A 25344-nucleotide genomic window follows, 5' to 3' on the forward strand; every position below is an offset into this window, starting at 1 on the left:
TCAGAATTTGAATCCTTTATGCAGCGCCACAATGCCGCCGGTCATATTGGTGTAGGAAACATGCTCAAATCCGGCATTTTCCATCATGCCTTTCAGGGTTTCCTGATCCGGATGCATGCGGATGGATTCGGCAAGATAGCGGTAGCTGTCCGCATCATTCACAACCGCCTGCCCGATACGCGGCAGCACGTGGAAGGAGTATGCGTCATATACTTTACTCAGCGGTTCAATCACCGGTTTGGAGAATTCCAGCACCAGCAGGCGGCCGCCCGGTTTTAACACACGGAACATGGAACGGAGTGCTTTGTCTTTATCGGTGACATTGCGCAGCCCGAAAGAGATGATGATGCAGTTGAAGTAGTCATCCGGGAACGGCAGTTCTTCGGCGTTCGCCTGAACATAATTCACATTGCCGACAACCCCGTGGTTACGCAGCTTTTCCCGGCCCATTTTCAGCATGGAATCGTTGATATCCGCGAGGATCACCTGACCATTTTCGCCGACCATACGGGAGAATTTTGCAGTGAAATCACCGGTTCCCCCGGCAAGATCCAGCACCCGCTGACCACGGCGGACACCACTGGCATCAATAGTAAAACGTTTCCAGACACGATGGATGCCGAAAGACATCAGGTCATTCATCAGATCGTATTTTGCGGCAACAGAATGAAAGACGTTTGCCACCATACCTGCTTTTTCGTTTCTGTTAACAGTACGAAAACCAAAATCGATTGTATCCCGGGATTGCTCTTCCATTCTCTTCTTGCCTGTTTTGCCTGTGTGCATGAATTAGTGATCGGAAAAGTGTATCAGCCTTTACCGCAAAACCCTATGCCCATTGTGTTGTTCTGCGAAATTAGCCTGCTCCTCCGGCAGTTCATCCGCAGCGGTATCCTGCTGTTCACTGAGACGGGCTTTCTGCACCAGAATTTCATCCAGCGGGCGTTTTACCTCAACGCCCAGCTCACGGAAGCTTTCTGCCTGTGACAGCAGATTTCCCCGGCCGGTGGTCAGTTTTTTCATCGCCCCGTGATAGGTATTCTGGGCTTTATCCAGCGCCTGGCCGATACCGTCCATTTCCTCGGTAAACAGGCGGAGTTTGTCATAGAGACGGGCGGCACGCTGTGCAATTGCCTGACTGTTTTCATGCTGATGTTCATAACGCCAGAGATTGGCGATTGTCCGCAGCGCCACCAGCAGTGTGGACGGGCTGACCAGCATGATATTGCTTCTGAGGGCTTCATCCAGCAATACACTCTCCTGCCCGACCGCCGCCAGAAACGCCGGTTCAACCGGGATAAACATCAGTACATAATCCAGCGAGTTAATCCCGCTGAGATCCTGATATTCTTTGCGGCTCAGGCCGCGGATATGCTGACGCACAGAGTTGATATGTTCCGTCAGTGCCGTCTGCCGGGCTTCCGGGGTGTCACTGTTGAAGTAACGCTCGTAGGCCACCAGCGATACTTTGGCATCCACAATCACCTGTTTGTTCTGCGGCAGGTAAATCACCACATCGGGCTGATAACGGCTTTGCTGTTCATTTTTCAGACTGACCTGAGTGGCGAATTCATGCCCCTCGCGCAGACCGGAGGCTTCCAGGATACGGGCAAGAATAGTTTCCCCCCAGTTCCCCTGCATTTTGTTGTCGCCTTTCAGGGCATTGGTGAGATTGACGGCTTCCTGCGCCATCCGCAGATTGAGCTGCTGCAGGCGCTGAATTTCATGTGTCAGAGTGTGGCGCTCGCGGCTTTCCTGGCTGTAACTTTCCTGCACCTGCCGGTTAAAGTTATCCAGCTGTTCACGGAACGGGCGCAGCAGCATGGACAGGCTCTGGCGGTTGAGTTCATCTGTCCGGCGGCCGCTCTGTTCAAAAATACGGGCGGCCAGGTTTTCAAACTGAGTATTCAGGCGCTGCTCACTGTTAAGCAGCAACCGCTGTTTTTCTTCGGCGGCCAGGCGGCTTTCTTCCAGCCGGGTGGTCAGCTCACGGATTTCCGCTTCCTGTTGTGCACTGATATGACGGGCATTTTCCAGTGACTGTTCACTCTGCTCCCTGGCCTGCTGCCAGTATGCAGCCTGACGCCGGGTTTCATCCAGCAGAGCCAGTTGCGCAATATTATCCTGTAACAGCCGGTTTTTGTCCGCCAGCCGCTGTTGCAGACTGAACCAGACCACACCGCCGCCCAGCAGAATACCGCTCAGAATGCCGATAAAACCATAAAGCCACTGAATATCCACGATGGCCGTCTCCTCCGCGAGTCACTTACGCCGCTTACGGTAAAATAGCACTGTACAGATGTCCACTGTCTTTTTGCTGTCCGCCGTTTTTTTCGGCGCGTCACGCAAAAATCAATGTAATCCGGTGAAAATGCGGCGCTATCCGCCCATCAGCCCGGCCATCCATTTCAGCCCGAACGCGCCGGGGGCCAGCAGGCCGAATGCCCAGATCACGGCAGAAGACAGGTTCGCCAGCTGAAAATGACGCTGCGGCATTGCACAGATCCCGGCCACCAGCGGTACCACCGCACGGAACGGCCCGAAGAAGCGCCCGAAAAAGACACCCCATATTCCCCATTTCTCAAAGAACTGATGCCCTCTGACCAGAGTTTGCGGCGAGCGGGAAATTGGCCACATATGACGGACATTATCCTTGTAGTAGTAGCCGATGTAATAGGAGATCCAGTCGCCGAAAAAGCCACCGGTGGCCGCCGCGAGGAAGACCGGCAGAAAATTCAGCCCTCCCTCCCCGATCAGCGCCCCGACTCCGAGCAGAATCACTGTTGCCGGAAACAACAGGGAAAGGAATGCGAGAGATTCACCGAATGCCAGCACGAAAACGATCGGCAATGCCCAGATCTCATGTTCACGGACAAATGCGGTAACGGTGGTGATAATATCTGCCGGTGCCAGAAAATCCCCCTTATTGTCTGATATTACTCAAGGAAATGGTTGCGGATTTTGTCGCGGACTGCTGTTGTCAGCCCGATATCTTTCGCCAGCCAGGTATCAATACTGCCATAATGAGAGTGAATACTTTTCAGTGCGGTATTCAGGAAATCAGGCTGTACGGAGTAAACATAGGCGAATTTATCCACCACCGCTTCCGACATGGTTTTCGCGTGTTCCGCCAGCAGTTCATGGCGGTAAGGTGCCAGCGTGTCATTGGTCAGCAGGTAATCTTCCATCACCATATCGGTATCCGCGCCGAGTGCAAACAGCACCAGTGCCGAACCCACACCGGTCCGGTCTTTACCGACCGCACAGTGCTGCACAATGCCGCCTTTTTCCGGGTTGCGCAGCATATCGCCGAGTGCATGATACGCAGGGTTGCCCAGCGGCAGCAGTTCATAGAGGCGCAGCATAAAGGCTTTCGGATCAAACTCCGTCAGCGCTTCATTGCCGAGTTTCTCAAGGTTAGCATCCACTTCCTTTGACATCGGATTTGCCGGTGCGTTCGTGTACAGCGCGCCATTCCAGAGACGATCCGGTTTATCAGCAATTTCGCCGCTGTCGCGGTAATCCAGGATCTGAAACAGATTCTGCTCTGTCAGGCGGGTTAAGTCGTTGTCGCTCAGGCGATCCAGCGCCCCGGCGCGGAACAGCAGGCCGGGTTTGATTTTACTGCCGTCCGGCAGCACTTTGTTTCCCAGGTCACGGAAATTGATCCCGCCGTCGAGCGGCAGTACGGAAGGATGCGGTAATGGCTGTCTGGTCATTGATACCTCTTTATCATTATTATCAGTATGTTCGGCACGATCACTGTATCAGATTTACAGAATGAATGATTAAAAAAAAGCCGCATCACCGGAAAACCCGGCGATACGGCTTGATTCATGAAACCGGTGACGATCAGATGAGATGACGGGCGGCTTCCACCACAATATCCAGGGTATTGGATTCGGTTTTCTTCATCTTCGCTTCATCAGGAATTTCCTGCTGGGTGCGGTTAACGATAACGCCCGCAACCATCCCGGCACGCAGCCCCTGGCTGGCACACATGGTCAGCAGTGTGGCGGATTCCATTTCAAAGTTCATCACGCCCATTTCCTGCCACTCTTTCATTGATCCTTTGAACCGGCGGGTCACACGGCCGCTGAAGGTATCATAACGCTCCTGGCCCGGATAGAAAGTATCAGAAGAAGCGGTCACACCAATATGAACTGTTGCTTTGGCTGCTTTCGCCGCATTGACCAGCGCGGTGGTACATTCAAAGTCAGCCACGGCCGGGAATTCCATCGGCGCGAAATGCAGACTTGCACCATCCAGGCGCACAGCCGCCGTGGTCACAAGGACATCACCGACATTGATGTTTTCCTGAATCGCACCGGTGGTACCGATACGCAGGAATGTGCGGATCCCCAGTTGGGCCAGTTCTTCCACCGCGATAGAGGTGGACGGGCCGCCGATACCGGTTGAGCAGACGATGACCGCTTTGCCGTCCAGTTCGCCGCGCCATGAGGTGAATTCACGCAGAGACGCGAGATGAACAGGATTATCCATCAGGCGGGCAATTTTTTCGACCCGGTTCGGATCGCCCGGTACGATAGCCAGCGTCGCACCCTGTAAATCTGCTTTAGTCAAACCTAAATGAAATACATCAGCCATCCTGAACTCCTTAGCGAAAAAATGATTATTGAGGACACTGTAACGTGTCACCACACAAAATTTAGTGATTATTATCACTTCATTGATACATGACGATGAATCAATTACATAAAAATGAGATTCAAATCACATAAACAACGGTTTATGCTGAAAATGTCACCGTACTGCTCTCTGAAAAAACAAAACACAGGTTGATTTTTTATCCGCCTCACTCTACTATCCGCACCATTCCGGCACGCGATGCGTGCTGACAATCACTTTCAGAACGTAAGGAGGTTCATATGACAACATTACTGTGCACTCTTTGCGGGCTCTTGCAGAACTGATTATCACACCGGTATTACAGCGTTATTTCTCCGTATTACCCGTCCCTGTTACCTCTCTGTTTCTTCCTGACTGCCCGCCATAAACCCGAATTTTCACTATTTTCCGGAATGGATTATGGGCAATTATATGCATTTTGTCGCGCCGGGCGTCTCTTATATCGCCTCGGATGCGACGTGGATCGAAAGTAACGCGATTCAACAACTGATCACCACCGCACAATTACCGGGTATGACGGCTGTTGCCGGTATGCCGGATCTGCATCCCGGCAGAGGCTATCCGGTGGGTGCGGCATTTTTCTCTGAAGGCCGTTTTTATCCCGCGCTGGTCGGTAACGACATCGGCTGCGGTATGGCGCTGTATCAGACTGAGCTGAAAGTCAGCAAACTCAACGCAGACAAAGCTGAAAAGCAACTGCGCAGCATGCATGACCATGCGGACGCAGACTGGCTGGCAGAGCATGTGAGCGATCACTTCGCATCACATCCGTTTGCCGCTTCTCTGTCTTCTGTCGGCGGCGGAAATCATTTTGCTGAGTTTCAGCAAATCGATAAAGTCTGTGATGACGGCCTGTTTGCCGCGTCCGGGCTGGATAAACAGCGTATGGTGCTGCTGGTTCACAGCGGTTCACGCGGGCTGGGGCAAATGGTTCTGCGTCATCATGTTGAGCAGTTCAGCCACGACGGGCTGACAGAGAACACGCCGGAAGCGACGGAATATCTGGCAGCACATCAGCAGGCGCTGGATTTTGCACAGCACAACCGGGCGCTGATTGCACTGCGGATGATGCAGCAGCTGCGTACCAACGGTGAGGCAATACTCGATATCAATCACAACCTGGTGGAAGCCTGCACGGTGAACGGCCGTAACGGCTGGCTGCACCGGAAAGGGGCAACCCCGGTGGATCATGATTATGTGGTGATCCCCGGCTCACGCGGTGATTACAGTTATCTGGTGAAACCACATGCAACCGCTGACAGCCTTTACTCTCTCGCGCACGGCGCGGGACGTAAATGGATGCGCACCGAGTGCAAAGGACGCCTTTCTCACCGCTATACCCCGGCGCAGTTATCCCGTACCGATCTCGGCAGCCGGGTGATCTGCGCTAATAAGCAGCTGATTTATGAGGAAGCACCGCAGTCCTATAAATCCATTGAGACTGTGATTGAAAGCCTGTCAGGTGCCGGGCTGATTACCGTGGTGGCGCGGCTGAAACCGTTGCTGACCTACAAAACGAGCGGGGAGTGCTGCTGATGTTATTACAGTTTTCTGCCGCTCACGGCCCGGAAGAGTGCTGTCTGGCGGTGAAGCACGCGCTGCGCCTCTTTTTGCAGGAGGCTGCACAGTCGTCGGTCACAGTGATCTTTGCGGAGGAAATGCCGTCACAGCACGGCCTGCATTCCGCCCTGCTGTCACTGGACGGAGAACATGCGGATGCTCTGGCGGATCGCTGGTGCGGGACATTGCAGTGGCAGTGTGCCAGCCCGCTCCGCCCGAAACACCGGCGTAAAAACTGGTTTATCGGCATCCGTCGTTTTACTGCACCGCAGGCAGTATCAGACAGTGAGATTGTCTTTGAACGTCTGAAATCACAGGGGCCGGGCGGCCAGCATGTGAATAAGACAGAATCCGCTGTCCGTGCCACGCACATTGCCACCGGTATCTCGGTTAAAGTGCAGTCTGAACGCAGCCAGCACGCCAACAAAAAACTGGCCTGCCGCCTGATTGAATGGCATCTGAGCCAATATCAGCAACAGCAGTCCGCATCACTGAACGGCGAGCGCCACCGGTCACATCACCAGATCGAGCGCGGCCGGGCGACACGCTGCTTCAGCGGGCCGGATTTCCGTCCGGTCAGCTGACAGCACATAACACAAAGCCGGTCATTACTGACCGGCTTTTTTCTTCTTTATATATAAATAAACTCAGCGGGATGTCAGCGGATTTTCCCGCAGACGGCGCGCCGCTTCCACCATGTTCGCCAGGGCTTTGCGGGTTTCATCCCAGCCGCGTGTTTTCAGGCCGCAGTCCGGGTTAACCCACAGACGCTCCACCGCAATCTTATCCGACGCTTTGCGCAGCAGGGCTTCAATCCACTCCACTTCCGGCACATTCGGCGAGTGAATATCATAAACACCCGGCCCGATTTCATTCGGATAATCGAAGTCTTCAAATGCTTCCAGCAGTTCCATATCCGAACGTGATGTTTCAATGGTGATCACATCCGCATCCAGCGCCGCAATAGAATCCATGATGTCATTGAATTCGCAGTAACACATATGGGTGTGGATCTGAGTGTCATTTTCCGCGACCGCCGCATTCAGCCGGAAGGCATCCACCGCCCAGGTGAGATACTCCGCCCATTCTGCCCGGCGCAGCGGCAGCCCTTCGCGCAGTGCCGGTTCATCTATCTGGATAATACCGATCCCGGCTTTCTGCAAATCGTCCACTTCATCACGCAGTGCCAGAGCAATCTGTTTGGCAATGGTTTCACGGCTGACATCCTCGCGCGGGAATGACCAGCAGAGAATGGTCACCGGCCCGGTCAGCATGCCTTTCACCGGCTTGCTGGTGAGGGATTGCGCGTAGGTCGCCCAGTCAACGGTGATCGGTTCCGGACGGCTGATATCACCGATAATCACCGGCGGTTTCACACAGCGCGAGCCGTAGCTCTGCACCCAGCCGTTCTGCGTAAAGACATAGCCGTCGAGATGCTCACCGAAATACTCCACCATGTCATTACGTTCCGCTTCGCCGTGAACCAGCACATCCAGTCCGAGCCGTTCCTGCTCATTAATCGCCTGCTTAATATGTTCAGAGATATTAGTGCGGTAGAACGCTTTATCGATATTCCCTTTTTTGAAGTTCAGACGCAGCCCGCGGATTTCCGTGGTTTGCGGGAAAGATCCGATTGTGGTGGTCGGCCACAGCGGCAGGTTAAAACGGCGGCGCTGTTCCTCTGCGCGTTCGGCATACGGCGCGGCGCGTTCGCTGTCGCGGGCGGTTACCGCCGCCAGCCGGGCAGCCACCGCAGCATTGTGAACACGGGAAGAATCACGGCGGCGGGTAATCGGGGCACTGTATTCCGCCAGCGCGGCGATATCATCTGCCGAGCCGCTATTGACCGCGCGGGTCAGCAATGCCAGTTCCTCACATTTCTGCTGTGCGAAGGCAAACCAGCTTTTGACTTCTTCATCCAGTTTGGTTTCATCACGCAGGTCAATCGGGCTGTGAAGCAATGAGCAGGATGTCCCGATCCACAGGTCACGTTTTCCGGCCAGCGGGGCGATTACATCATATTTCTGCCGCAGATCGGCACGCCAGACGTTGCGCCCGTTAATCAGGCCGGCAGAGAGCAGCCAGTCGGCCGGTAATGCGTCGTGGATGGCCTGAATATCATCACTGCCCGCGACAAAATCGACGTGCAGCCCCTGCACCGGTAACTCACGGATCAGCGGTAAGTGATGGCTTACTCCGTCAAAATAAGTGGTCAGCAGCAGTTTTGCATGTCCCTGCAAAGCATCATATGCCGTACGGTAAGCATCCTGCCACTCCGGCGGCAGATCCAGCACCAGAGCCGGTTCATCAATCTGAATCCACTCAATACCGCGCTGCGCCAGCTTTTCCAGCACGTTTTTATAGGCTTCTGACAGTGACGGCAGTAATGATAAGCGGTCAAACTGAGCCCCTTTCACTTTGCCGAGCCACAGATAGGTTACCGGGCCGAGCAGCACCGGTTTAACCGCAAAGCCCTGCTCCAGCGCCTCATCCACCTCGTCAAACAGCTGCGGCCAGCTCACGGTGAAGGTTTGCCCGCGCTGAAACTCCGGCACAATGTAGTGATAGTTGGTATTAAACCATTTGGTCATTTCCGCCGCAGCCGCCGGTTCACCGGAAGGTGCACGGCCGCGGGCAATACGGAACAGGGTATCGAGGTCAATTTTCCCGTCGGCACCGGCATGGCGTGGTGGCACATTACCGAACAGCAGGCTGGTGCCGAGAACATGATCGTACCAGGCGAAATCCCCGACCGGTAATAATTCAACCCCGGCCTCTTTTTGCAGCTGCCAGTGACGGCGGCGTAATTCACGGCCGTTATCGCGCAGCTCATCCTGTGAAATCTGTCCTGCCCAGTAACCTTCAAGCGCTTTTTTCAGTTCTCTTTTCAGACCGATGCGCGGAAAACCCAGAGTGTGATTATGTGTCGTCATAAAAAATCCTATCATTTAGCCATCCAGATGTTTACACATCCATAATCAACGGGTACTGTATAAGAAACAAGCGCAAATTCTTCATCGCTAACCTGAAGGTTCCTCATGATAGAAATAAAACATTTAAAAACGATTCAGGCACTGAATCAGTCAGGGTCGCTCGCGGGAGCAGCAGGTGCGTTGCATCAGACACAATCCGCCCTTTCCCATCAGTTCAGTGAACTGGAGCACCGGCTCGGCTACCGGATTTTTATCCGCAAAACCCAGCCGCTGCAATTCACCCCGCAGGGACAGGTGTTGTTACAGCTGGCGGAGCAGGTGCTGCCGCTGGTGAAAGATGCTATCCGTGAATGCAATGAGCCGGGACTGACCGCGCTGCGCGTGGCGATTGAGTGCCACAGCTGCATTCAGTGGCTGACCCCCGCTCTGGCGCATTTCCGCGAGAGCTGGCCGCAGATTAATGTCGATTTCACTTCCGGGGTCAGTTTTGATCCGCAGCCGGAACTGCTGAAACGCGAACTCGATGTGGTGCTGACATCCGATATTGATGAGCAGCACAACGGGAAGCTGACATACACGCCGCTGTTTGATTATGAGGTAAAGCTGGTGATGGCGCCGGATCATCCGCTGGCCCGCCGTCTGCATATCCAGCCGCAGGATCTGACTGCAGAAACCCTGCTGATTTATCCGGTACAGCGTCAGCGCTTTGATATCTGGCGGCGTTTCCTGCAACCGGCCGGTGTTTCCCCTCAGATAAAAACCGTGGATAACACCCTGCTGATGATCCAGATGGTCGCCGCCCGCATGGGGATCGCCGCACTGCCGCACTGGGCGGTGGAGAATTTTGAAAGACAGGGAATGGTGGTGACCAAAACCTTAGGTGAAGGATTGTGGAGCCGGCTGTATGCCGCAAACCGCAGCGGGGAACAGCGCCAGCCGGCTGTTGAGTCGTTTATTCGCGCGACGCGTCAGCACGCGGTGGACAATCTGCCTTTTGTAAAGACGGCTTCAGTATCCATACCCGGTGCACCCACAGGGATGCCACAATCAGGGTTGCGCCAATGCTGAACGTGAGCCAGTTTGGATGCTGCTGCCAGATGGCAAAGTTCACCAGTAATCCCGCCGGAACCATCATGTTGTTCATGATCGCGAGTGTTCCGGCGTCCACCTGTGTGGCGCCGTAGTTCCACATAAAGTAGCCGATTCCGGAAGCACCTATTCCCAGCCACAGCAGGACACCCCACTGTAACTGCGTGGACGGTATTTTGGCGAAATTACCGAACAGCAGCCAGCCCGCCAGCGCCACCACACAGGCACCGAGGTAGAACCAGGAAAACGCCGTGCGCTGCACCAGCGGATGCACTTCCATCAGCCGCTTGTAACCGACCTGACCGATGGCAAAGAAGATATTCGCCAGCTGTACCAGAATCAGCCCCGTCCAGAAAGAATCACTGAGATGATCATAGCGGATCACCGCCGCACCAATCACCGCCAGCAGCGAACTGAACACATAACCCCAGCGCAGACCACGCCGCTCCAGCAGGTCATAAATCAGTGTCACATACAAGGGTGTCAGCACGGTAAACAGCAGGAATTCCGCAACGGTCAGGTAGTTGTAGGCATGGAAAACAAAGAGATACATAATGCCGAGCTGACAGGCGCCCACCGCCATATACATCAGAATGACTTTCGGGGCGATCCCGCGCCAGCGCAGAAACGGCAGAAAAACCAGTGCCGCCAGCGACACACGGACTAACACAGAGAACCAGCTGTCCACCTGACCGGCGAGATACTCGCCAATCAGGCTGAACGATGCGGCCCACAGAATTGTGGTAATAATCAGTAACGGCATCGGTTATGTTTCTTTCTCAACCAGCAGGGCTTCCAGCAGATCCAGGTCATGCAGCAGCAGCTGCAGGGTTTCATTGCTGATATTACGGGTCGCACGCTGGTGATACAGCTCCCCGCGCTCGGCACGCAGTGCGGTCAGACGGAAACGGCGTTCCAGATCTTCCACCTGGAGATTATATTCCATCTCATCATCACCGGCAGTACGCCGCCTGAGATGCCCGGCCACCCTGGAGGCCACTTCACTGATAGCTTCCGCATCCAGTGCCTCATCTGAACTGGCGGACAGACGCTCTTCCATCTTGCCGATACTGACAATTGCCACTTCCGCCATCGCCGCTTTCGCCGCACGGATTTCATTGGCATCCGCCTGTTTATCCCCGACATGCATCCCTTTGAGCAGGAACGGCAGCGATACCACTCCCATAAAGAGCGAGAAGATAATCACCCCGGCGGCGATAAACACCATCTGATAACGCGCCGGGAACGGTGTGCCGTCCGGCAGGAACAGCGGGATAGAGAGCACACCTGCCAGGGTTATCGCCCCGCGCACCCCGGCAAATGATGCCAGCCACAGTTCACGGGTGGTGTAGAAGGTGAAATCCAGCGGTTTGCGTTTTAAGGTCAGGCGGCTGACGGTTTTCATCATCCACAGCCAGCAGAAACGCAGCACCAGCAGAGCAAAATAGATAACGATAACGGCGGTAAACAGCATCCAGGTTTCGACGGTCGGATCCAGCTCCGCCTCAATCACCGACACCTGCCAAATTCCCGGCAACTGCAGGCCGAGCATAATAAAGACCAGACCGTTAAAGACGAATTCCAGCATTCCCCAGACATTATCCGCCCGCAGACGCATCGCCAGCGGCGCATTGCGGATAACTCCGGATTTACTGATGGTCATCCCCGCCGCCACGGCCGCCAGGATACCGGACACACCGATGTGTTCCGCAATCAGATAAGAGGCGAACGGCAGCAGTAACATAAAGACGATTTGCGTGGCCGGGTCATCCCCGCTCCAGCGGCTCATCAGGCGCAGCGACTTACTGTACAGCCAGGTAACTGCCACCCCCGCCAGCAGGCCGCCGATTGCGACTTTGAAGAATTCCAGCGTGACACCGGTGACGGAGAAAATCATCGTGCCCATGACAATCGCCACGGCAAATTTCAGCGCGACCAGGCCGGAGGCGTCATTCATCAGTGCCTCCCCTTCCAGAATGCCCATCATCTGTTTCGGAATCCGCCCTTTGCCGACAATCGACGACAACGCCACGGCATCTGTCGGAGACAACACCGCCGCAAGGGCAAAGGCCGGGATCAGCTCAATCCCCGGCATCAGCCAGTAGATCAGATACCCGATACCGATAACAGTGACCAGCACCAGGAACAGCACCAGGATGAAAATTTCCCGCCCTTTCTGCATAAATTCCCGGGTCGGGGTTTTCCAGCCGTCAACAAACAGCAACGGCGGTATCAGCAGGACGAGAAACAGTTCAGGGTCGAACGTGACATGCAGACCAAACTGCGGGAAGGCAAGCAGAGCCCCCATCGCGATCTGAATGATGGGTAACGGAATACGATACGGGATCATTTTGGTGAGAACACCGGACACCGACACGACCAGAATCAAAATAAGAATCGTAAAGAATATTTCCATATTACCCTTACTGAACTTAGGGCTTCATCAGCCCGCTGACAAAAAGATACTGTTAATAACGGCAAAAAAACCGCAATAAGACCCCGGAGGAGAAAAAATTACCGCCGGTTGCCACTATCATACAAAAAAAGCAGCGGCGGATGCGTTATCCGCCACTGCTATTTTATCTTCTCAGGCCATTAATTCGGGCAATTAATTAGTATTTTGAGACAAATCGTATAAATAAAGCGTATCGTCACCACCAGCATCCGTTAAGTGGTGATTTATCACTTAAATTGCCCAGCCGCCAGCATAAAACGCCACCAGTGCCGCTGCGATAAGAACAGTGCCGATATTCAGCTTACGCCATTCACCCCCGGCGATACGGCCGATAACCAGTGAGGCAAAGCCCAGCATAATCCCGGTCACAATGTTACTGGTCAGAACAATAAACACCGCACACAGCAGACCGGACATGGAGCCGACAAAGTCACCGAAATCCAGTTTGCTGACATTGCTCAGCATCAGCAGGCCGACATACATCAGCGCCGGTGCCGTGGCATAGGCCGGAACCAGATAAGAGAGCGGAGAGAGGAACAGGATCAGCAGGAACAGCACCCCGACCACGGTTGCGGTCAGCCCGGTACGGCCACCCGCCGCGGCACCGGCCGCAGATTCGATATACACCGCCGCAGGCGCCGCGCCGACAACACCGGCCACAATGCTGCTGACCGAGTCTGTCGTCAGGGCTTTACCGCCGTTAATGATCTGATTATCTTTATCCAGCAGATTCGCCTGACCGGCGACCGCACGGATAGTGCCTGTCGCATCAAACACCGCTGTCATAACCAGCGCCAGTACCGTCGGCAGAACCACCGGCTTCAGTGCGCCCATGATATCCATGCTGAAAAAGAGTGACAGCCCGTCATCACCGAGGGATGGCAGTTTGAAGAAGCCCTGATATTTCACATTCGGGTCAAAAATCAGCCCGATAACGGAAATCGCAATAATCACCAGCAGTACTGCACCCGGCACTTTCAGACGTTCCAGGCCGAAAATCACCGCCAGGCCAGCCAGTGCAATCATCACCGGGAAAGAGGTGAAATCCCCCAGCAACACCGGCATGCCCGCGCCCGGGTTTTTAACCACAAGGTCAATATTGGTGGCGGCGATCAGCAGCAGGAACAGACCGATACCAATCCCCGTGCCGTGGGCAATACCCATCGGGATATTGCGCAAAATCCATGTCCGGATACCGGTGACAGAGATCAGGGTAAACAGCACCCCCATCAGGAAGACCGCGCCCAGTACGACCGGGATCGGGATATTCTGACCAAGTACCATGCTGAATGCGGTAAAGGCGGTCAGGGAAATCGCACAGCCGATAGCCATCGGCAGATTTGCCCACAACCCCATCAGCAGGGAGCCGAACCCGGCCACCAGACAGGTGGCGATAAAGACCGCCGTATGCGGGAACCCCGCCTGGCCGAGCATGCCCGGCACAACAATCACAGAGTACACCATCGCCAGGAATGTGGTCAGCCCGGCCAGAACTTCACGGCGGACAGTAGTGCCGCGCTCAGTCAGTTTAAAAAATTGGTCTAATTTGCACCCGCTTTGCGGCTGTGTCGCAGACATGTCATCACCTGTGTTAATGAATTTTGTGTCACATCACGTAAACGATTGCGTTTTCAGAAAAAATCCGACGGTTTCCGGATAGAAAAACCGGACACACACGACGCAAACGTTTGGCTTTTTACAGAGAAAAGATGTGATTTTTTGAGGCAAACGATTATCTTAGGAAAAATCCTGATAATCAAGGCCAAATCCGGGAATTTTTTCACCTCTGTGCCGCTGACGGGTTATCATCATCCGTCCCGGTGCCTGATGACGGAATAGATGATGAAACTGACCGCTTTTCTCCTCCCTGTGAGCCTGCTCTGTTCTGCATTACCGGCAGCACAGGCGGCGATCACCCCGCTCAGCCCGGACACCTGCCGCGCCATGACAGCGCTGGGTATTATCACGCCGGAAAACCCGGTGCCCTGTGAACGGCTGGTCAATGTGGATGTCCGGTTTATCACCTTTGAGGGCGAAACCCGCACCGGCACCATTACTGTCGCCGATATTATTGCCCCCGAAACGGAAGCGCTTTTTGATGAGTTGTACCGGCAAAAATTCCCGCTGCATAGTGTGCTGCCGATAGAGACCTTCGGCGGCGATGATGAGGCATCCATGGCCGCCAATAATACGTCAGCATTTAACGGTCGCCGTCAGGCAAGTCAGAAGGCCTGGTCAAAACACGCTTACGGCATGGCGATCGACATTAATCCGCAGCAAAACCCTTACCGCTTCCGCGACAAAAACAGCCGTGTGACCATCAGTCCGCCGCAATCTGCTGCGGCGCTGACCAACAGAGAAAATATTCGTAACGGAAAAATGGAAACCGTGCTGCCGCTGGTTTTCAGTCACGGTTTTCTCCGCTGGGGCGGGGAATGGAAAAACCCGGTGGATTATCAGCACGCAGAGATCGGCAGTTTTACCTTTATCAATCATCTGCTGTCCCTGCCGCTGCCGGAGGCACAGACGCAATACAGTACCTATGCCGCCCGTTACCGTGACTGCTTCAGTAAGAGTAAAACCCCGGACGAACAGCTGCGTGCCCGGCAATGTGCTAAAAAAATACTGCGCTGACGACTGTCAGTGCACGAGGTTGCTGATAAGCAACGTCAGCCCGGCCAGCAGGATCACCATATTCAGAAAACGGAAAAATGCCTCTTTCGGGATGCGCATGGTGATATGCCGTCCGAGGACAATTCCCGCGACCATTGCAGGCACAAACAGCAGCGCGGTAATGGCGATTTCACTGTTCCAGTAGATCCCCATAATCAGGAAAATAATCACGCGGGTTAATGTACTGAAGCCGATCAGGGTAGTCTGCGTGATGCGGAAGCGGTTTTTATCCTCAATCCGCCCGGCAAAATAGATGGCATAGACAAACCCGCCTGCCCCGAACAGCGCACTCAGAATACCGCCGCCGATCCCGAACGGAATAATGTATTTCTGCGGGTAATGCCGCACCGCCTTTTTAATAAAGAGGGAATAGAGTGCATAGAGAACAATAAAAGCGCCGAGGAACACGGCCAGCAAATCCGGATGTGTTTTCAGAAGGATCGCCGCACCAATCAGGCTGCCGCCTATCATCAGCGGCACCATCCATTTCAGCTCGGCAAAATCGGCTTTGCGCCCGTCGCGGGTGACGTTAATCACCGCTGCGCCCAGATCCATCAGCGCCAGCATCGGCACAATGTGTGAGACAGGAATAAAAAAGGCCAGTACCGGACTTGAGATCAGCGCAGAGCCGAAGCCGACCATGCCGAAGACCAGATAACCGAAGAAGAGAACCGTAAAACAGATGAAAAAATCTGCCCATGGCAGGGTATAGATCATGGTGAGCACCCGTTTAATGACATATGTTAATTATCACCATGCCGGACGCTTTCATCTGATAGTATCACCTGTCAGACCTGTTTTTCCGGAAAATCACGGCTTACCGTTGTACAACAAGTGTGCAATACTAACAGGGTTTCCCTGCAAATTTCATTGGTATCAATTACATTATGCTAAAAACCAGTGCCCACATCGGCCAGAAGGTCAAACTGCTGCGTCAGGCGCGTAACCTGTCGCTCAATGATCTTTCAAAACTCTCCGGCATCTCGAAAGCCGCGCTGTCCAAACTGGAATCCGGTGATTCCAATCCGCGTATCGATACACTGGAGGCCATTGCCGTCGCACTGCGTTTTCCGCTGGGGGATCTGTTTACCGCCAGTAATGAAGGTTATCCCCGTTACGAAAAAAATAAAGTCTTTAAAGGGGAATATGCGGAAGATTTTAAATTCCGTGTCGGCATGGGGAATATTTCGGAGATCTGGCACCTGAAGATGATCCGCGGTGCGATTATTAACAGCCCCGCGCACAGCACCGGCACCCATGAGCATATTCTTATCCATCAGGGTACGCTGATGATGCGCTTTAATGAAGATCAGACTGTGCTGCTGGAACCGGGGGATTTCTATGCGTTCTCCTGTGATATTCCCCACTCTTATATCTGTATGGAAGGTGAGCTGAGCGGCACGCTGATTATGTCCTATTCCCATATCGGCCAGACATCGCCGTAACCGCAGACAAAAAACCGGGCTTATCTGCCCGGTTTCATCATTCTACTGAATGTATTTATTCAGTTGCTCAAAGATACTGATGTCTTCGTTGTACTTCACGTCCTGCACGTCTTCCAGTTTTTCCACCTGACTGACCATCTGGCTTAGCCGATCATCCGATTTCACCAGCAGCCAGATATGGCTGTGATCCTGTCCCGGCAGCGGCAGACACAGAATACCGTCCACGTTAAACGCCCGGCGGGCAAACAGACCGCAAATGTGTGTCATAACACCGGGGTGGTTGCGGACCACCAGTTCCAGAGCGATAGGCTGATTATTTTTTTCCATGATTCTGTTCTCCGTCATCAGGCTGTGACCATATCGATATTGGCATCACCCGGCAATACCATCGGCCACACTTTTTCACTGACATCGATTAATGCGTGGATCAGACACGGTCCGGGGCGATCAATCGCCGCCTGCAATGCAGCATGCGGATCACTCTCTTTATTCAGATCACAGGTGTGTAATCCGAAGCCTTTGGCAATTGTCACAAAATCAGTCTGATACGGATAGGCAGATGCCACAATGTGCTCGTTGAACATCAGTGTCTGCTGCTGGTGAACCATCCCCAGCGCCTGGTTGTTCATCAGAATAATTTTGATATCCAGATTATGCTCGGCGGCGGTCGCCATCTCCTGGATATTCATCATAATACTGCCGTCTCCGGTGAAGCAGACGATCTTGCGTGACGGCTCTGCCAGTGCGGCACCAATCGCCGCCGGTAACCCAAAGCCCATCGTTCCGAGCCCGCCGGAGGTCAGCCACTGACGCGGACGGCATAACGGATACGCCTGCGCCACCCACATCTGGTGCTGACCGACATCGGTGGTGATGATGGCATCATTATCCACCGCATCCGCCACAGCGGCGATCAGTCCGAAATGGCTTAACGGATCGGATTTATTAATCTGCTCCAGCGGGAACTCCTGTTTGATCTGCGCGATATGATCGTTCCACGTCTGACGGGCATTCACCTCAATCTGCGGCAGCAGCATGGCGAGCACCTGTCCGGCATCCGCGTTGATCGCGATATCCGGTTGTTTGATCTTGCTGATCTCCGCGCGGTCGATATCCACATGAATAATTTTGGCATCCGGACAGAACTGCTCCGCCTTACCTATCGCGCGGTCATCAAAGCGTGCCCCGACCACAATCAGCAAATCCGATTCCTGCAAAATTATATTGGTATAACGCGCACCGTGCATGCCCAGCATCCCCAGATAGAGCGGATGCTGCTGCGGGATGGTGCCTAATCCCATCAGTGTCATGGTGGTCGGCAACCCGGCACGCTCGGCGAAGCTCTGTACCAGCTGCTGGGACTGCGAAGCCACAATACCGCCGCCGATATACAGAATCGGGCGTTTTGCCTGATTAATCATCGCGGCAGCTTCAGTGACTTTTTCCGCATCAAACAGCGGCAGCGGATCTTTCGGCATGATTGGCGGTAATTCATCAATCTCAATGATGGCTGCCTGAACATCTTTCGGCACATCCACCCAGACCGGTCCCGGACGGCCGGATTCCGCAATACGGAATGCATCGGCGATAATGCCCGGCAGATCCTGAACATTGCGCACCAGATAGTTGTGTTTGGTGATAGGGATAGACATGCCGTAAGTGTCCACTTCCTGGAAGGCATCGGTACCGATCATCGGCGAGGAGACCTGGGCGGTGATACAGACCAGCGGAACGGAATCCAGTTTGGCGTCCGCAATGGCGGTCATCAGGTTGGTCGCACCCGGCCCGCTGGAGGAGATACACACTGCCGCTTTGCCGGTGGTGCGGGCGATACCCTGTGCGATAAACCCGGCGCCCTGCTCGTGACGGGCGAGGATATGCCGGATCCGGCTGTTGCCCAGCGCATCATACAGCGGCAGTGCCGCCCCGCCCGGGATACCGGACACAGAGGTGATCCCGTGCTGTTCTAACATGCGGATAATTAATTCCGCCCCCGTCATCCGGGTTTTTGCCTGAGTCTGCTGTGAAGCTCCCATAACATCATCCTTTTCTTAACAACCGGTTCAGTTTCGCGGAGCCTGACATAAAAAAACCCCGCTCGGTTTACGCCGGCGGGGTTAGTGATCCTGTTGCTGATCCCAGCCCGTTACGGCGCGCTGCCGACGACCACCACCACTACCACACGCACGACGACAACCGCGTCTGATAGCGCGGTTGTTAGTAGTACGTTTTGCGGACGGGTGAATGGTTTCACGGGATATCTCTCAACAGTAAATTGTGTATGAATAAATTCGGTTCGTACTTTAAAAAAACATAAGAATGAAATCTGTACAAGCCTTTTTTCATTTATTTTTTATTCAGCCGCTGAATTGTGATCGCCATCACTGATAAATCACTGCCATAAAACCCAAAAACAACTAACAAATTGATTTATAAATACATATTAAAATATCCAATTTACTTCAGCAGTGTGAAACAGCACTATTTCACAAGGAAAACAGCGATAAAAAAGGAAAGGTAATCATAACGCGGAGCTATAAAACTCAATTTAAGGAAATTGCAGCGGAATATATTGCAGTGAAATAACCGGAAGCAGCGTGTGTTCACATTATCGCTGTCAGTCACTAAAAACCGTTTCTTTATCAGTTTTATTGCTCAATGGGATAAAAGTCCGGCTTTACTCATCCGGCCAGTCCGGAAAAAAACATCATTTTAATGTGATTCATTTGTTACAAATAAGCTTTAAAATTACATTGAAATTACAAAACAGGCCAAAACAACCATTTTTATGTGATTTAAATCACATATAATTACTATCGTGATTGTCACGTTTCAGGTTTACCGATAAAACGTAATCCGACACATGCTCTTTAAGCCTCTTATCGCATTTTTATAAAAATTGAGTATATAACTTATTGATACCCAATGATTTTATTGGGTTTTTCTTTAATTAAGCGCAAACATACATCCGATTACGCAGACACTTATAATAAAAATACCCGTTATGATGAAAAATCAGACGAACAGGACAAAAACAGGACTTATAAAAACATAAGCTACACTGCCTGTTAACCCCGGGCAATCTCATGTGTTCATCCAACGGCATGAGACATCACCCCTTACTGTCACCGACATAAGGGGTATTTTTTTGTCTGTTCCGGGCTGCGGTCAGAAAATCCGGGCAAAAAAATACCCCGCAGATGCAGGGTACTTTCAGCGGATCCGGATCAGAACGGAATATCGTCATCGAAATCCATTGGCGGTTCATTGCTTTGCGGCGCTGCTGCTGCCGGCTGCTGTGCCGGGCGCGGGTTGCCGCCGCCGCTGAACTGCTGGGATTGTTGTGGCTGCTGTGGCTGACCCCAGCCGCCGCCCTGAGACATATTGTCGCCACCGCCGCTGCGGCCGCCCAGCATCTGCATGCTGCCGCCGATATTCACCACGACTTCAGTGGTGTAACGCTCCTGGCCGCTCTGATCCTGCCATTTGCGGGTCTGGAGTGAACCTTCGATATAAACCTGTGAACCTTTTTTCAGATATTCACCGGCAATTTCTGCCAGTTTGCCGAAGATCACCACACGGTGCCATTCGGTTTTCTCTTTCATTTCGCCGGTTTGTTTATCACGCCATGATTCTGATGTCGCCAGTGTGATGTTGGTAACCGCACCGCCGTTAGGCATGTAACGCACTTCCGGATCCTGACCCAGGTTCCCGATAAGAATGACTTTGTTGACGCCTCTGCTGGCCATGAAATGCTCCCGATGAAATTGTTTAAAACATATAAGGATCTAGTCTAACACGTCTGAGTGGCTTTTTTGAAACGGTAATCTTTTGCCGTGATTTCCTTTGCAGATTTGCGTGTCTTCTCTAAAATCTGCTGCGCAAAATGCAATCAGCTGTCAGGCAAATGCTGCTGAGATTATACACAGATTTCTTCTGATACTGGATATCCATTCAGTGAATTATGTGCAATAATATCAGGCTGAATAAATTGTTCGCTATCTGAAACTCCCGGGAAGTGGTACATGGATAATATCGATATACGGGGCGCCCGCACCCACAATCTGAAGAATATCAACCTCATTATTCCACGTGATAAATTGATTGTTATCACGGGGTTATCCGGCTCCGGGAAGTCGTCCCTTGCCTTTGATACACTCTATGCCGAGGGGCAGCGCCGCTATGTGGAATCCCTGTCCGCCTATGCACGTCAGTTCCTGTCGCTGATGGAAAAACCGGATGTGGATCATATTGAAGGGCTTTCCCCGGCAATTTCCATCGAGCAGAAATCCACTTCCCATAACCCGCGTTCCACCGTGGGCACAATTACTGAAATTCATGACTATCTGCGTCTGCTGTTTGCCCGTGTGGGTGAGCCGCGCTGTCCGGATCACGATATTCCGCTGACGGCACAAACAGTCAGCCAGATGGTGGACAATGTTCTGACTCTGCCGGAAGGCAAACGCCTGATGCTGCTGGCGCCGGTCGTCAAAGAGCGCAAAGGCGAGCACACCAAACTGCTCGATAGCCTGGCGGCACAGGGCTATATCCGTGCGCGGATCGACGGGGAAATTTGTGATCTCTCTGATCCGCCGAAACTGGAACTGCAGATCAAACATACCATCGAAGTGGTGGTTGACCGTTTCAAAGTCCGGGATGATCTGACACAACGCCTGGCAGAATCCTTTGAAACTGCACTGACACTGTCCGGCGGTACGGCCATTATCGCCGATATGGAAGATAACAGCGCCGAAGAACTGGTATTCTCAGCGAACTTTGCCTGCCCGGTCTGCGGATACAGCATGAGTGAGCTGGAGCCGCGCCTGTTCTCCTTCAACAACCCGGCAGGTGCCTGCCCGACCTGTGACGGTCTGGGCGTGCAGCAGTTTTTCGATCCTGATCGCGTGGTACAGAACCCGAATCTGTCACTCGGCGGCGGGGCTATCCGCGGCTGGGATCGCCGTAATTTCTATTATTATCAGATGCTGATGTCCCTGGCGGATCATTATAAGTTTGATATTGAATCCCCGTATTCAGAGTTACCGGCCAAAATTCAGAAAGTGATCCTCAACGGTTCAGGCCGCGAATCCATTGAGTTTAAATATTCCAATGACCGGGGTGATGTGACAGTCCGTCATCATCCGTTCGAAGGTGTGCTGCATAATATGGAGCGCCGTTATAAAGAGACGGAATCCATGGCGGTGCGCGAGGAACTGGCCAAATATATCAGCAACCGCCCGTGTATTTCCTGCGGCGGCACCCGTCTGAAAAAAGAAGCCCGCTTTGTGTTTGTTGATAACACCACGCTGCCGCAGATTTCTGATTTCAGCATCGGGCATGCGATGGATTTCTTTAATAACCTGAAATTCAGCGGCCAGCGCGCAAAAATCGCCGAAAAAGTCCTGAAAGAGATTCAGGATCGCCTGAAATTCCTGGTTAACGTCGGCCTGAATTACCTGACACTCTCCCGCTCGGCAGAAACTCTGTCCGGTGGCGAGGCACAGCGTATCCGCCTTGCCAGTCAGATCGGTGCCGGTCTGGTCGGTGTGATGTATGTGCTGGATGAGCCGTCAATCGGCCTTCATCAGCGCGACAATGACCGCCTGCTGGAAACCCTGATTCATCTGCGCAATCTCGGTAATACCGTGATTGTGGTGGAGCATGATGAGGATGCTATCCGCGCCGCTGATCATATTATCGATATCGGCCCGGGCGCGGGTGTTCACGGCGGGGAGATTGTCGCCCAGGGGTCACTGGAGGATATTATCAGCACGCCGGATTCCCTGACCGGGAAATTCCTCAGCGGCGAACGCCGGATCAGTATCCCGGAAAAACGTAATGTGGCGGATCCGGCCAAAATGCTGACCATCACCGGTGCCAGCGGCAACAACCTGAAAAATGTGACCCTGAATCTGCCGGTCGGCCTGTTTACCTGTATCACCGGGGTTTCCGGTTCAGGGAAATCCACCCTGATCAATGACACTCTGTTCCCGATTGCCCAGACACAACTCAACGGCGCGACCACCATTACGCCTGCACCGTATAAGTCTGTCGAAGGTCTGGAACATTTCGATAAAGTGATCGATATCGACCAGAGCCCGATCGGCCGGACACCACGTTCAAACCCGGCAACCTATACCGGCGTGTTTACGCCTGTCCGCGAACTGTTTGCCGGCGTACCGGAATCCCGTTCGCGCGGTTACACACCGGGACGGTTCAGTTTCAACGTCAAGGGCGGCCGCTGCGAAGCCTGTCAGGGTGACGGCGTACTGAAAGTGGAAATGCACTTCCTGCCGGATGTGTATGTGCCGTGCGACCAGTGCAAAGGCAAACGCTATAACCGCGAAACCCTGGAAGTGAAATACAAAGGGAAAAATATCCACGAAGTGCTGGATATGACTATCGAGGAAGCCCGCGAATTCTTCGATGTCGTCCCGGCGCTGGCGCGTAAATTACAGACCCTGATGGATGTCGGACTGTCTTACATCCGCCTCGGGCAGTCGGCAACAACCCTCTCCGGTGGTGAAGCGCAGCGGGTGAAACTGGCGAAGGAACTCTCCAAACGCGGCACCGGGCAGACACTCTATATCCTCGATGAGCCGACCACCGGTCTGCACTTCGCGGATATCGAACAACTGCTGGCGGTACTGCATCAGTTGCGCGACCAGGGCAACAGTATTGTGGTTATCGAACATAACCTCGATGTGATTAAAACTGCGGACTGGATTGTGGATTTAGGTCCGGAAGGCGGCAGCGGCGGCGGTGAAATCCTGATCGCCGGTACCCCGGAAGAGGTGGCGGCATGTGAACGCTCACACACCGCCCGCTTCCTGAAGCCGATCCTGAAAAGAGGATATTAATCTTTTCTGATTCTGAAAATACCGCAGCGTTCGCTGCGGTATTTTTTTGTCCGCTTTCCGTGCTGGTGAAATAATAAGCAACCCGTGATAAAATAAAGTATCAGGCAACCACCGGAAACAGGAGGCGGACATGGCAAGCGGATGGGCAAGTGATTCTGCTGTTCAGGAGCAGATTGATGCCACACTGGATGATGCGGTCGCGCGGGTGCGCAGCCAGCTGGCGACAGGGGAAAGCGCGCTGTTTTGTGAAGAGTGCGGTGACCCGATCCCGCAGGCACGGCGTGAAGCAATACCCGGTGTGCAGTTGTGTGTGAATTGTCAGGCAGAAGCAGATAAAAAAACAGGCCGCATTCAGCGGCTATAACCGGCGCGGCAGTAAAGACAGTCAGTTGCGCTGAGACAGGCGCGGAACAGAATTATTCCGCGCATCATCATTTTATTGCAGAGGATTAACGGCTGACCGCCGCAAAAGCCCGCGCAATCGCATCCACATTATGACGGTTCACCCCCGCCATACAGACACGCCCGGAACCGACCAGATACACCGCATGCTGCTCACGCAGTGCGGTAACCTGCTCCGGACTGAACCCAGTGTAACTGAACATCCCGCGCTGATGCAGAAGATGATCAAAGTTCTTCTCCGGCAATGTGTTTTTCAGTGTATTCACCAGCACTGTCCGCATCTCTGCGATCCGGCTGCGCATGGTGTCCACTTCCGCCAGCCACTGTGCTTTCAGCGCAGTATCATTCAGCACTTCAGAGACCAGTTTTGCCCCGTAAGACGGTGCACTGGAATAGACACGGCGCACACCCGCTTTCAGCTGACCCAGCACCCGCTCTGCTTCATGTTGTGTCGGGCAGAGGACTGACAACCCGCCCACACGCTCACCGTACAGTGAGAAAATTTTTGAGAACGAGTTACTGACGAAACACGGTACCTCTGCCGCCGCCATGGCGCGGATAGCATAAGCATCCTCTTCCATACCGCCGCCGAAGCCCTGATAAGCAATATCCAGGAACGGGATCAGCTCCCGCTTTTTCACCACCGCGACGACTTTGTCCCACTGCTCCGGTGTCAGATCGGAACCGGTCGGGTTATGGCAGCACGGATGCAGTAAAATGACGCTTTTTGCCGGTAACGTCTCAAAAGTTGCCAGCATCTCATCAAACTTCACGCCTTTGGTCTGCGGATCAAAATACGGATAATAATGAGTTTTGAATCCGGCACCGGCAAAGATCGCCTGATGGTTTTCCCATGTCGGATCACTGAGCCAGACATCCGATCCTGGGAAGTAGCGGTGCAGGAAATCCGCACCGATCTTCAGTGCACCGGATCCGCCCAGGGTCTGGATCGTCGCCACGCGGCCTTCGCGGATAAGCCCGCTGTCATCGCCCAGCAGCAGCGTCTGTACCGCGCTGCGGTAAGGGGAAAAACCTTCCATCGGCAGATACAGGGAGGCTCCGGTATCCTGCGCGTTATAGCGCTGTTTTGCCTGTGTGATGCTGTTCAGTTGCGGAGTCACCCCGGAATCGTCGTAATAGAGGCCAATACTGAGATTGACCTTCTCCTTCCGGGGATCCTGTTTGAAATGCTCAACGAGCGTTAAGATCGGGTCGCCGCCGTAGGCGTCTACATGTTCGAACACAAGCGATACTCCTGATTGTAATTTTTCTCACTA

General features: G+C 53.4%; 20 protein-coding genes and 1 pseudogene. 7 read left to right on the forward strand and 14 right to left on the reverse strand.

The window, feature by feature from the left end:
- The 5 genes from ubiE to udp form a co-directional block, all read right to left on the reverse strand.
- Positions 1–756: a bifunctional demethylmenaquinone methyltransferase/2-methoxy-6-polyprenyl-1,4-benzoquinol methylase UbiE gene (gene ubiE / locus GN208_RS15010; protein ID WP_004238233.1), complete on the reverse strand. Its 756-nt coding sequence runs from the start codon at positions 754–756 to the stop codon at positions 1–3.
- Between the two features lie 60 nt (positions 757–816).
- On the reverse strand, positions 817–2241 hold the full coding sequence (gene rmuC / locus GN208_RS15015) for a DNA recombination protein RmuC (protein WP_015422424.1): 1425 nt from the start codon (positions 2239–2241) through the stop codon (positions 817–819).
- Between the two features lie 138 nt (positions 2242–2379).
- Positions 2380–2913: a DedA family protein gene (locus GN208_RS15020; RefSeq protein ID WP_036418915.1), complete on the reverse strand. Its 534-nt coding sequence runs from the start codon at positions 2911–2913 to the stop codon at positions 2380–2382.
- A gap of 23 nt (positions 2914–2936) precedes the next feature.
- The gene (locus GN208_RS15025; RefSeq protein WP_049246647.1) at positions 2937–3719 is read right to left on the reverse strand and encodes a tyrosine-protein phosphatase; all 783 of its coding nucleotides are present in this window, start codon (positions 3717–3719) and stop codon (positions 2937–2939) included.
- A 133-nt stretch (positions 3720–3852) separates the two neighbouring features.
- On the reverse strand, positions 3853–4608 hold the full coding sequence (gene udp, locus GN208_RS15030; protein ID WP_004238238.1) for a uridine phosphorylase: 756 nt from the start codon (positions 4606–4608) through the stop codon (positions 3853–3855).
- A 441-nt stretch (positions 4609–5049) separates the two neighbouring features.
- Between udp and GN208_RS15035 the strand changes: the two genes are divergently transcribed.
- Positions 5050–6186, forward strand: coding sequence for an RNA ligase RtcB family protein (locus GN208_RS15035; protein WP_087769801.1), 1137 nt, complete (start codon positions 5050–5052; stop codon positions 6184–6186).
- The gene (gene prfH / locus GN208_RS15040) at positions 6186–6794 is read left to right on the forward strand and encodes a peptide chain release factor H (protein ID WP_004238240.1); all 609 of its coding nucleotides are present in this window, start codon (positions 6186–6188) and stop codon (positions 6792–6794) included. The genes GN208_RS15035 and prfH overlap by 1 nt, the downstream gene beginning before the upstream one ends.
- A gap of 63 nt (positions 6795–6857) precedes the next feature.
- Here prfH and metE read toward each other — a convergent pair whose 3' ends face one another.
- Complete coding sequence (metE, locus tag GN208_RS15045) at positions 6858–9143, reverse strand: 5-methyltetrahydropteroyltriglutamate--homocysteine S-methyltransferase (RefSeq protein ID WP_004238241.1); 2286 nt, start codon at positions 9141–9143, stop codon at positions 6858–6860.
- 105 nt (positions 9144–9248) lie between these two features.
- Here metE and metR point away from each other — a divergent pair, with 105 nt between their 5' ends.
- Positions 9249–10211, forward strand: coding sequence for an HTH-type transcriptional regulator MetR (gene metR, locus GN208_RS15050; RefSeq protein WP_004238242.1), 963 nt, complete (start codon positions 9249–9251; stop codon positions 10209–10211).
- On the opposite strand, the gene GN208_RS15055 is transcribed toward metR, so the two are convergent.
- From GN208_RS15055 to GN208_RS15065, 3 genes are all read right to left on the reverse strand, one after another.
- Positions 10096–10995: a carboxylate/amino acid/amine transporter gene (locus GN208_RS15055; RefSeq protein ID WP_015422422.1), complete on the reverse strand. Its 900-nt coding sequence runs from the start codon at positions 10993–10995 to the stop codon at positions 10096–10098. The genes metR and GN208_RS15055 overlap by 116 nt on opposite strands.
- Positions 10996–10998: 3 nt before the next feature.
- Complete coding sequence (locus GN208_RS15060; RefSeq protein WP_004238243.1) at positions 10999–12648, reverse strand: Na+/H+ antiporter; 1650 nt, start codon at positions 12646–12648, stop codon at positions 10999–11001.
- A 270-nt stretch (positions 12649–12918) separates the two neighbouring features.
- Positions 12919–14265 (reverse strand): NCS2 family permease, encoded by a 1347-nt coding sequence (locus GN208_RS15065; protein WP_004238244.1) that lies wholly within the window; start codon positions 14263–14265, stop codon positions 12919–12921.
- A gap of 261 nt (positions 14266–14526) precedes the next feature.
- Between GN208_RS15065 and GN208_RS15070 the strand changes: the two genes are divergently transcribed.
- Positions 14527–15321: a M15 family metallopeptidase gene (locus tag GN208_RS15070; RefSeq protein ID WP_243828467.1), complete on the forward strand. Its 795-nt coding sequence runs from the start codon at positions 14527–14529 to the stop codon at positions 15319–15321.
- 6 nt (positions 15322–15327) lie between these two features.
- Here GN208_RS15070 and GN208_RS15075 read toward each other — a convergent pair whose 3' ends face one another.
- Entirely contained in the window at positions 15328–16077 is a 750-nt protein-coding gene (locus tag GN208_RS15075; protein ID WP_004238247.1) for a sulfite exporter TauE/SafE family protein, read from the reverse strand.
- Positions 16078–16247: 170 nt separating this feature from the next.
- Between GN208_RS15075 and GN208_RS15080 the strand changes: the two genes are divergently transcribed.
- On the forward strand, positions 16248–16805 hold the full coding sequence (locus GN208_RS15080) for an XRE family transcriptional regulator (RefSeq protein ID WP_004238248.1): 558 nt from the start codon (positions 16248–16250) through the stop codon (positions 16803–16805).
- A gap of 42 nt (positions 16806–16847) precedes the next feature.
- Here the strand turns inward: GN208_RS15080 and ilvN are convergent, their stop codons facing one another.
- The 3 genes from ilvN to GN208_RS15095 form a co-directional block, all read right to left on the reverse strand.
- Complete coding sequence (gene ilvN / locus GN208_RS15085) at positions 16848–17132, reverse strand: acetolactate synthase small subunit (RefSeq protein ID WP_004238249.1); 285 nt, start codon at positions 17130–17132, stop codon at positions 16848–16850.
- Positions 17133–17149: 17 nt separating this feature from the next.
- Positions 17150–18841 (reverse strand): acetolactate synthase large subunit, encoded by a 1692-nt coding sequence (gene ilvB / locus GN208_RS15090; RefSeq protein ID WP_004238250.1) that lies wholly within the window; start codon positions 18839–18841, stop codon positions 17150–17152.
- Between the two features lie 1191 nt (positions 18842–20032).
- Positions 20033–20554 carry a single-stranded DNA-binding protein gene (locus GN208_RS15095; RefSeq protein ID WP_004238253.1) on the reverse strand — a complete coding sequence of 174 codons (522 nt, stop codon included), beginning with the start codon at positions 20552–20554 and terminating at the stop codon, positions 20033–20035.
- A gap of 276 nt (positions 20555–20830) precedes the next feature.
- Between GN208_RS15095 and uvrA the strand changes: the two genes are divergently transcribed.
- Together uvrA and GN208_RS15105 are read left to right on the forward strand one after the other, a co-directional pair.
- On the forward strand, positions 20831–23665 hold the full coding sequence (uvrA, locus tag GN208_RS15100) for an excinuclease ABC subunit UvrA (RefSeq protein WP_004238254.1): 2835 nt from the start codon (positions 20831–20833) through the stop codon (positions 23663–23665).
- Positions 23666–23795: 130 nt separating this feature from the next.
- Positions 23796–24063: pseudogene (locus GN208_RS15105) on the forward strand (DksA/TraR family C4-type zinc finger protein).
- 51 nt (positions 24064–24114) lie between these two features.
- Here the strand turns inward: GN208_RS15105 and GN208_RS15110 are convergent.
- Positions 24115–25311: an amino acid aminotransferase gene (locus GN208_RS15110; protein ID WP_015422420.1), complete on the reverse strand. Its 1197-nt coding sequence runs from the start codon at positions 25309–25311 to the stop codon at positions 24115–24117.
- Positions 25312–25344: the final 33 nt, after the last annotated feature.

Origin of the sequence: Morganella sp. HSTU-ASny43 (assembly GCF_022819185.1) — a bacterium.
Classification (GTDB): Bacteria; Pseudomonadota; Gammaproteobacteria; order Enterobacterales; family Enterobacteriaceae; genus Morganella; species Morganella morganii.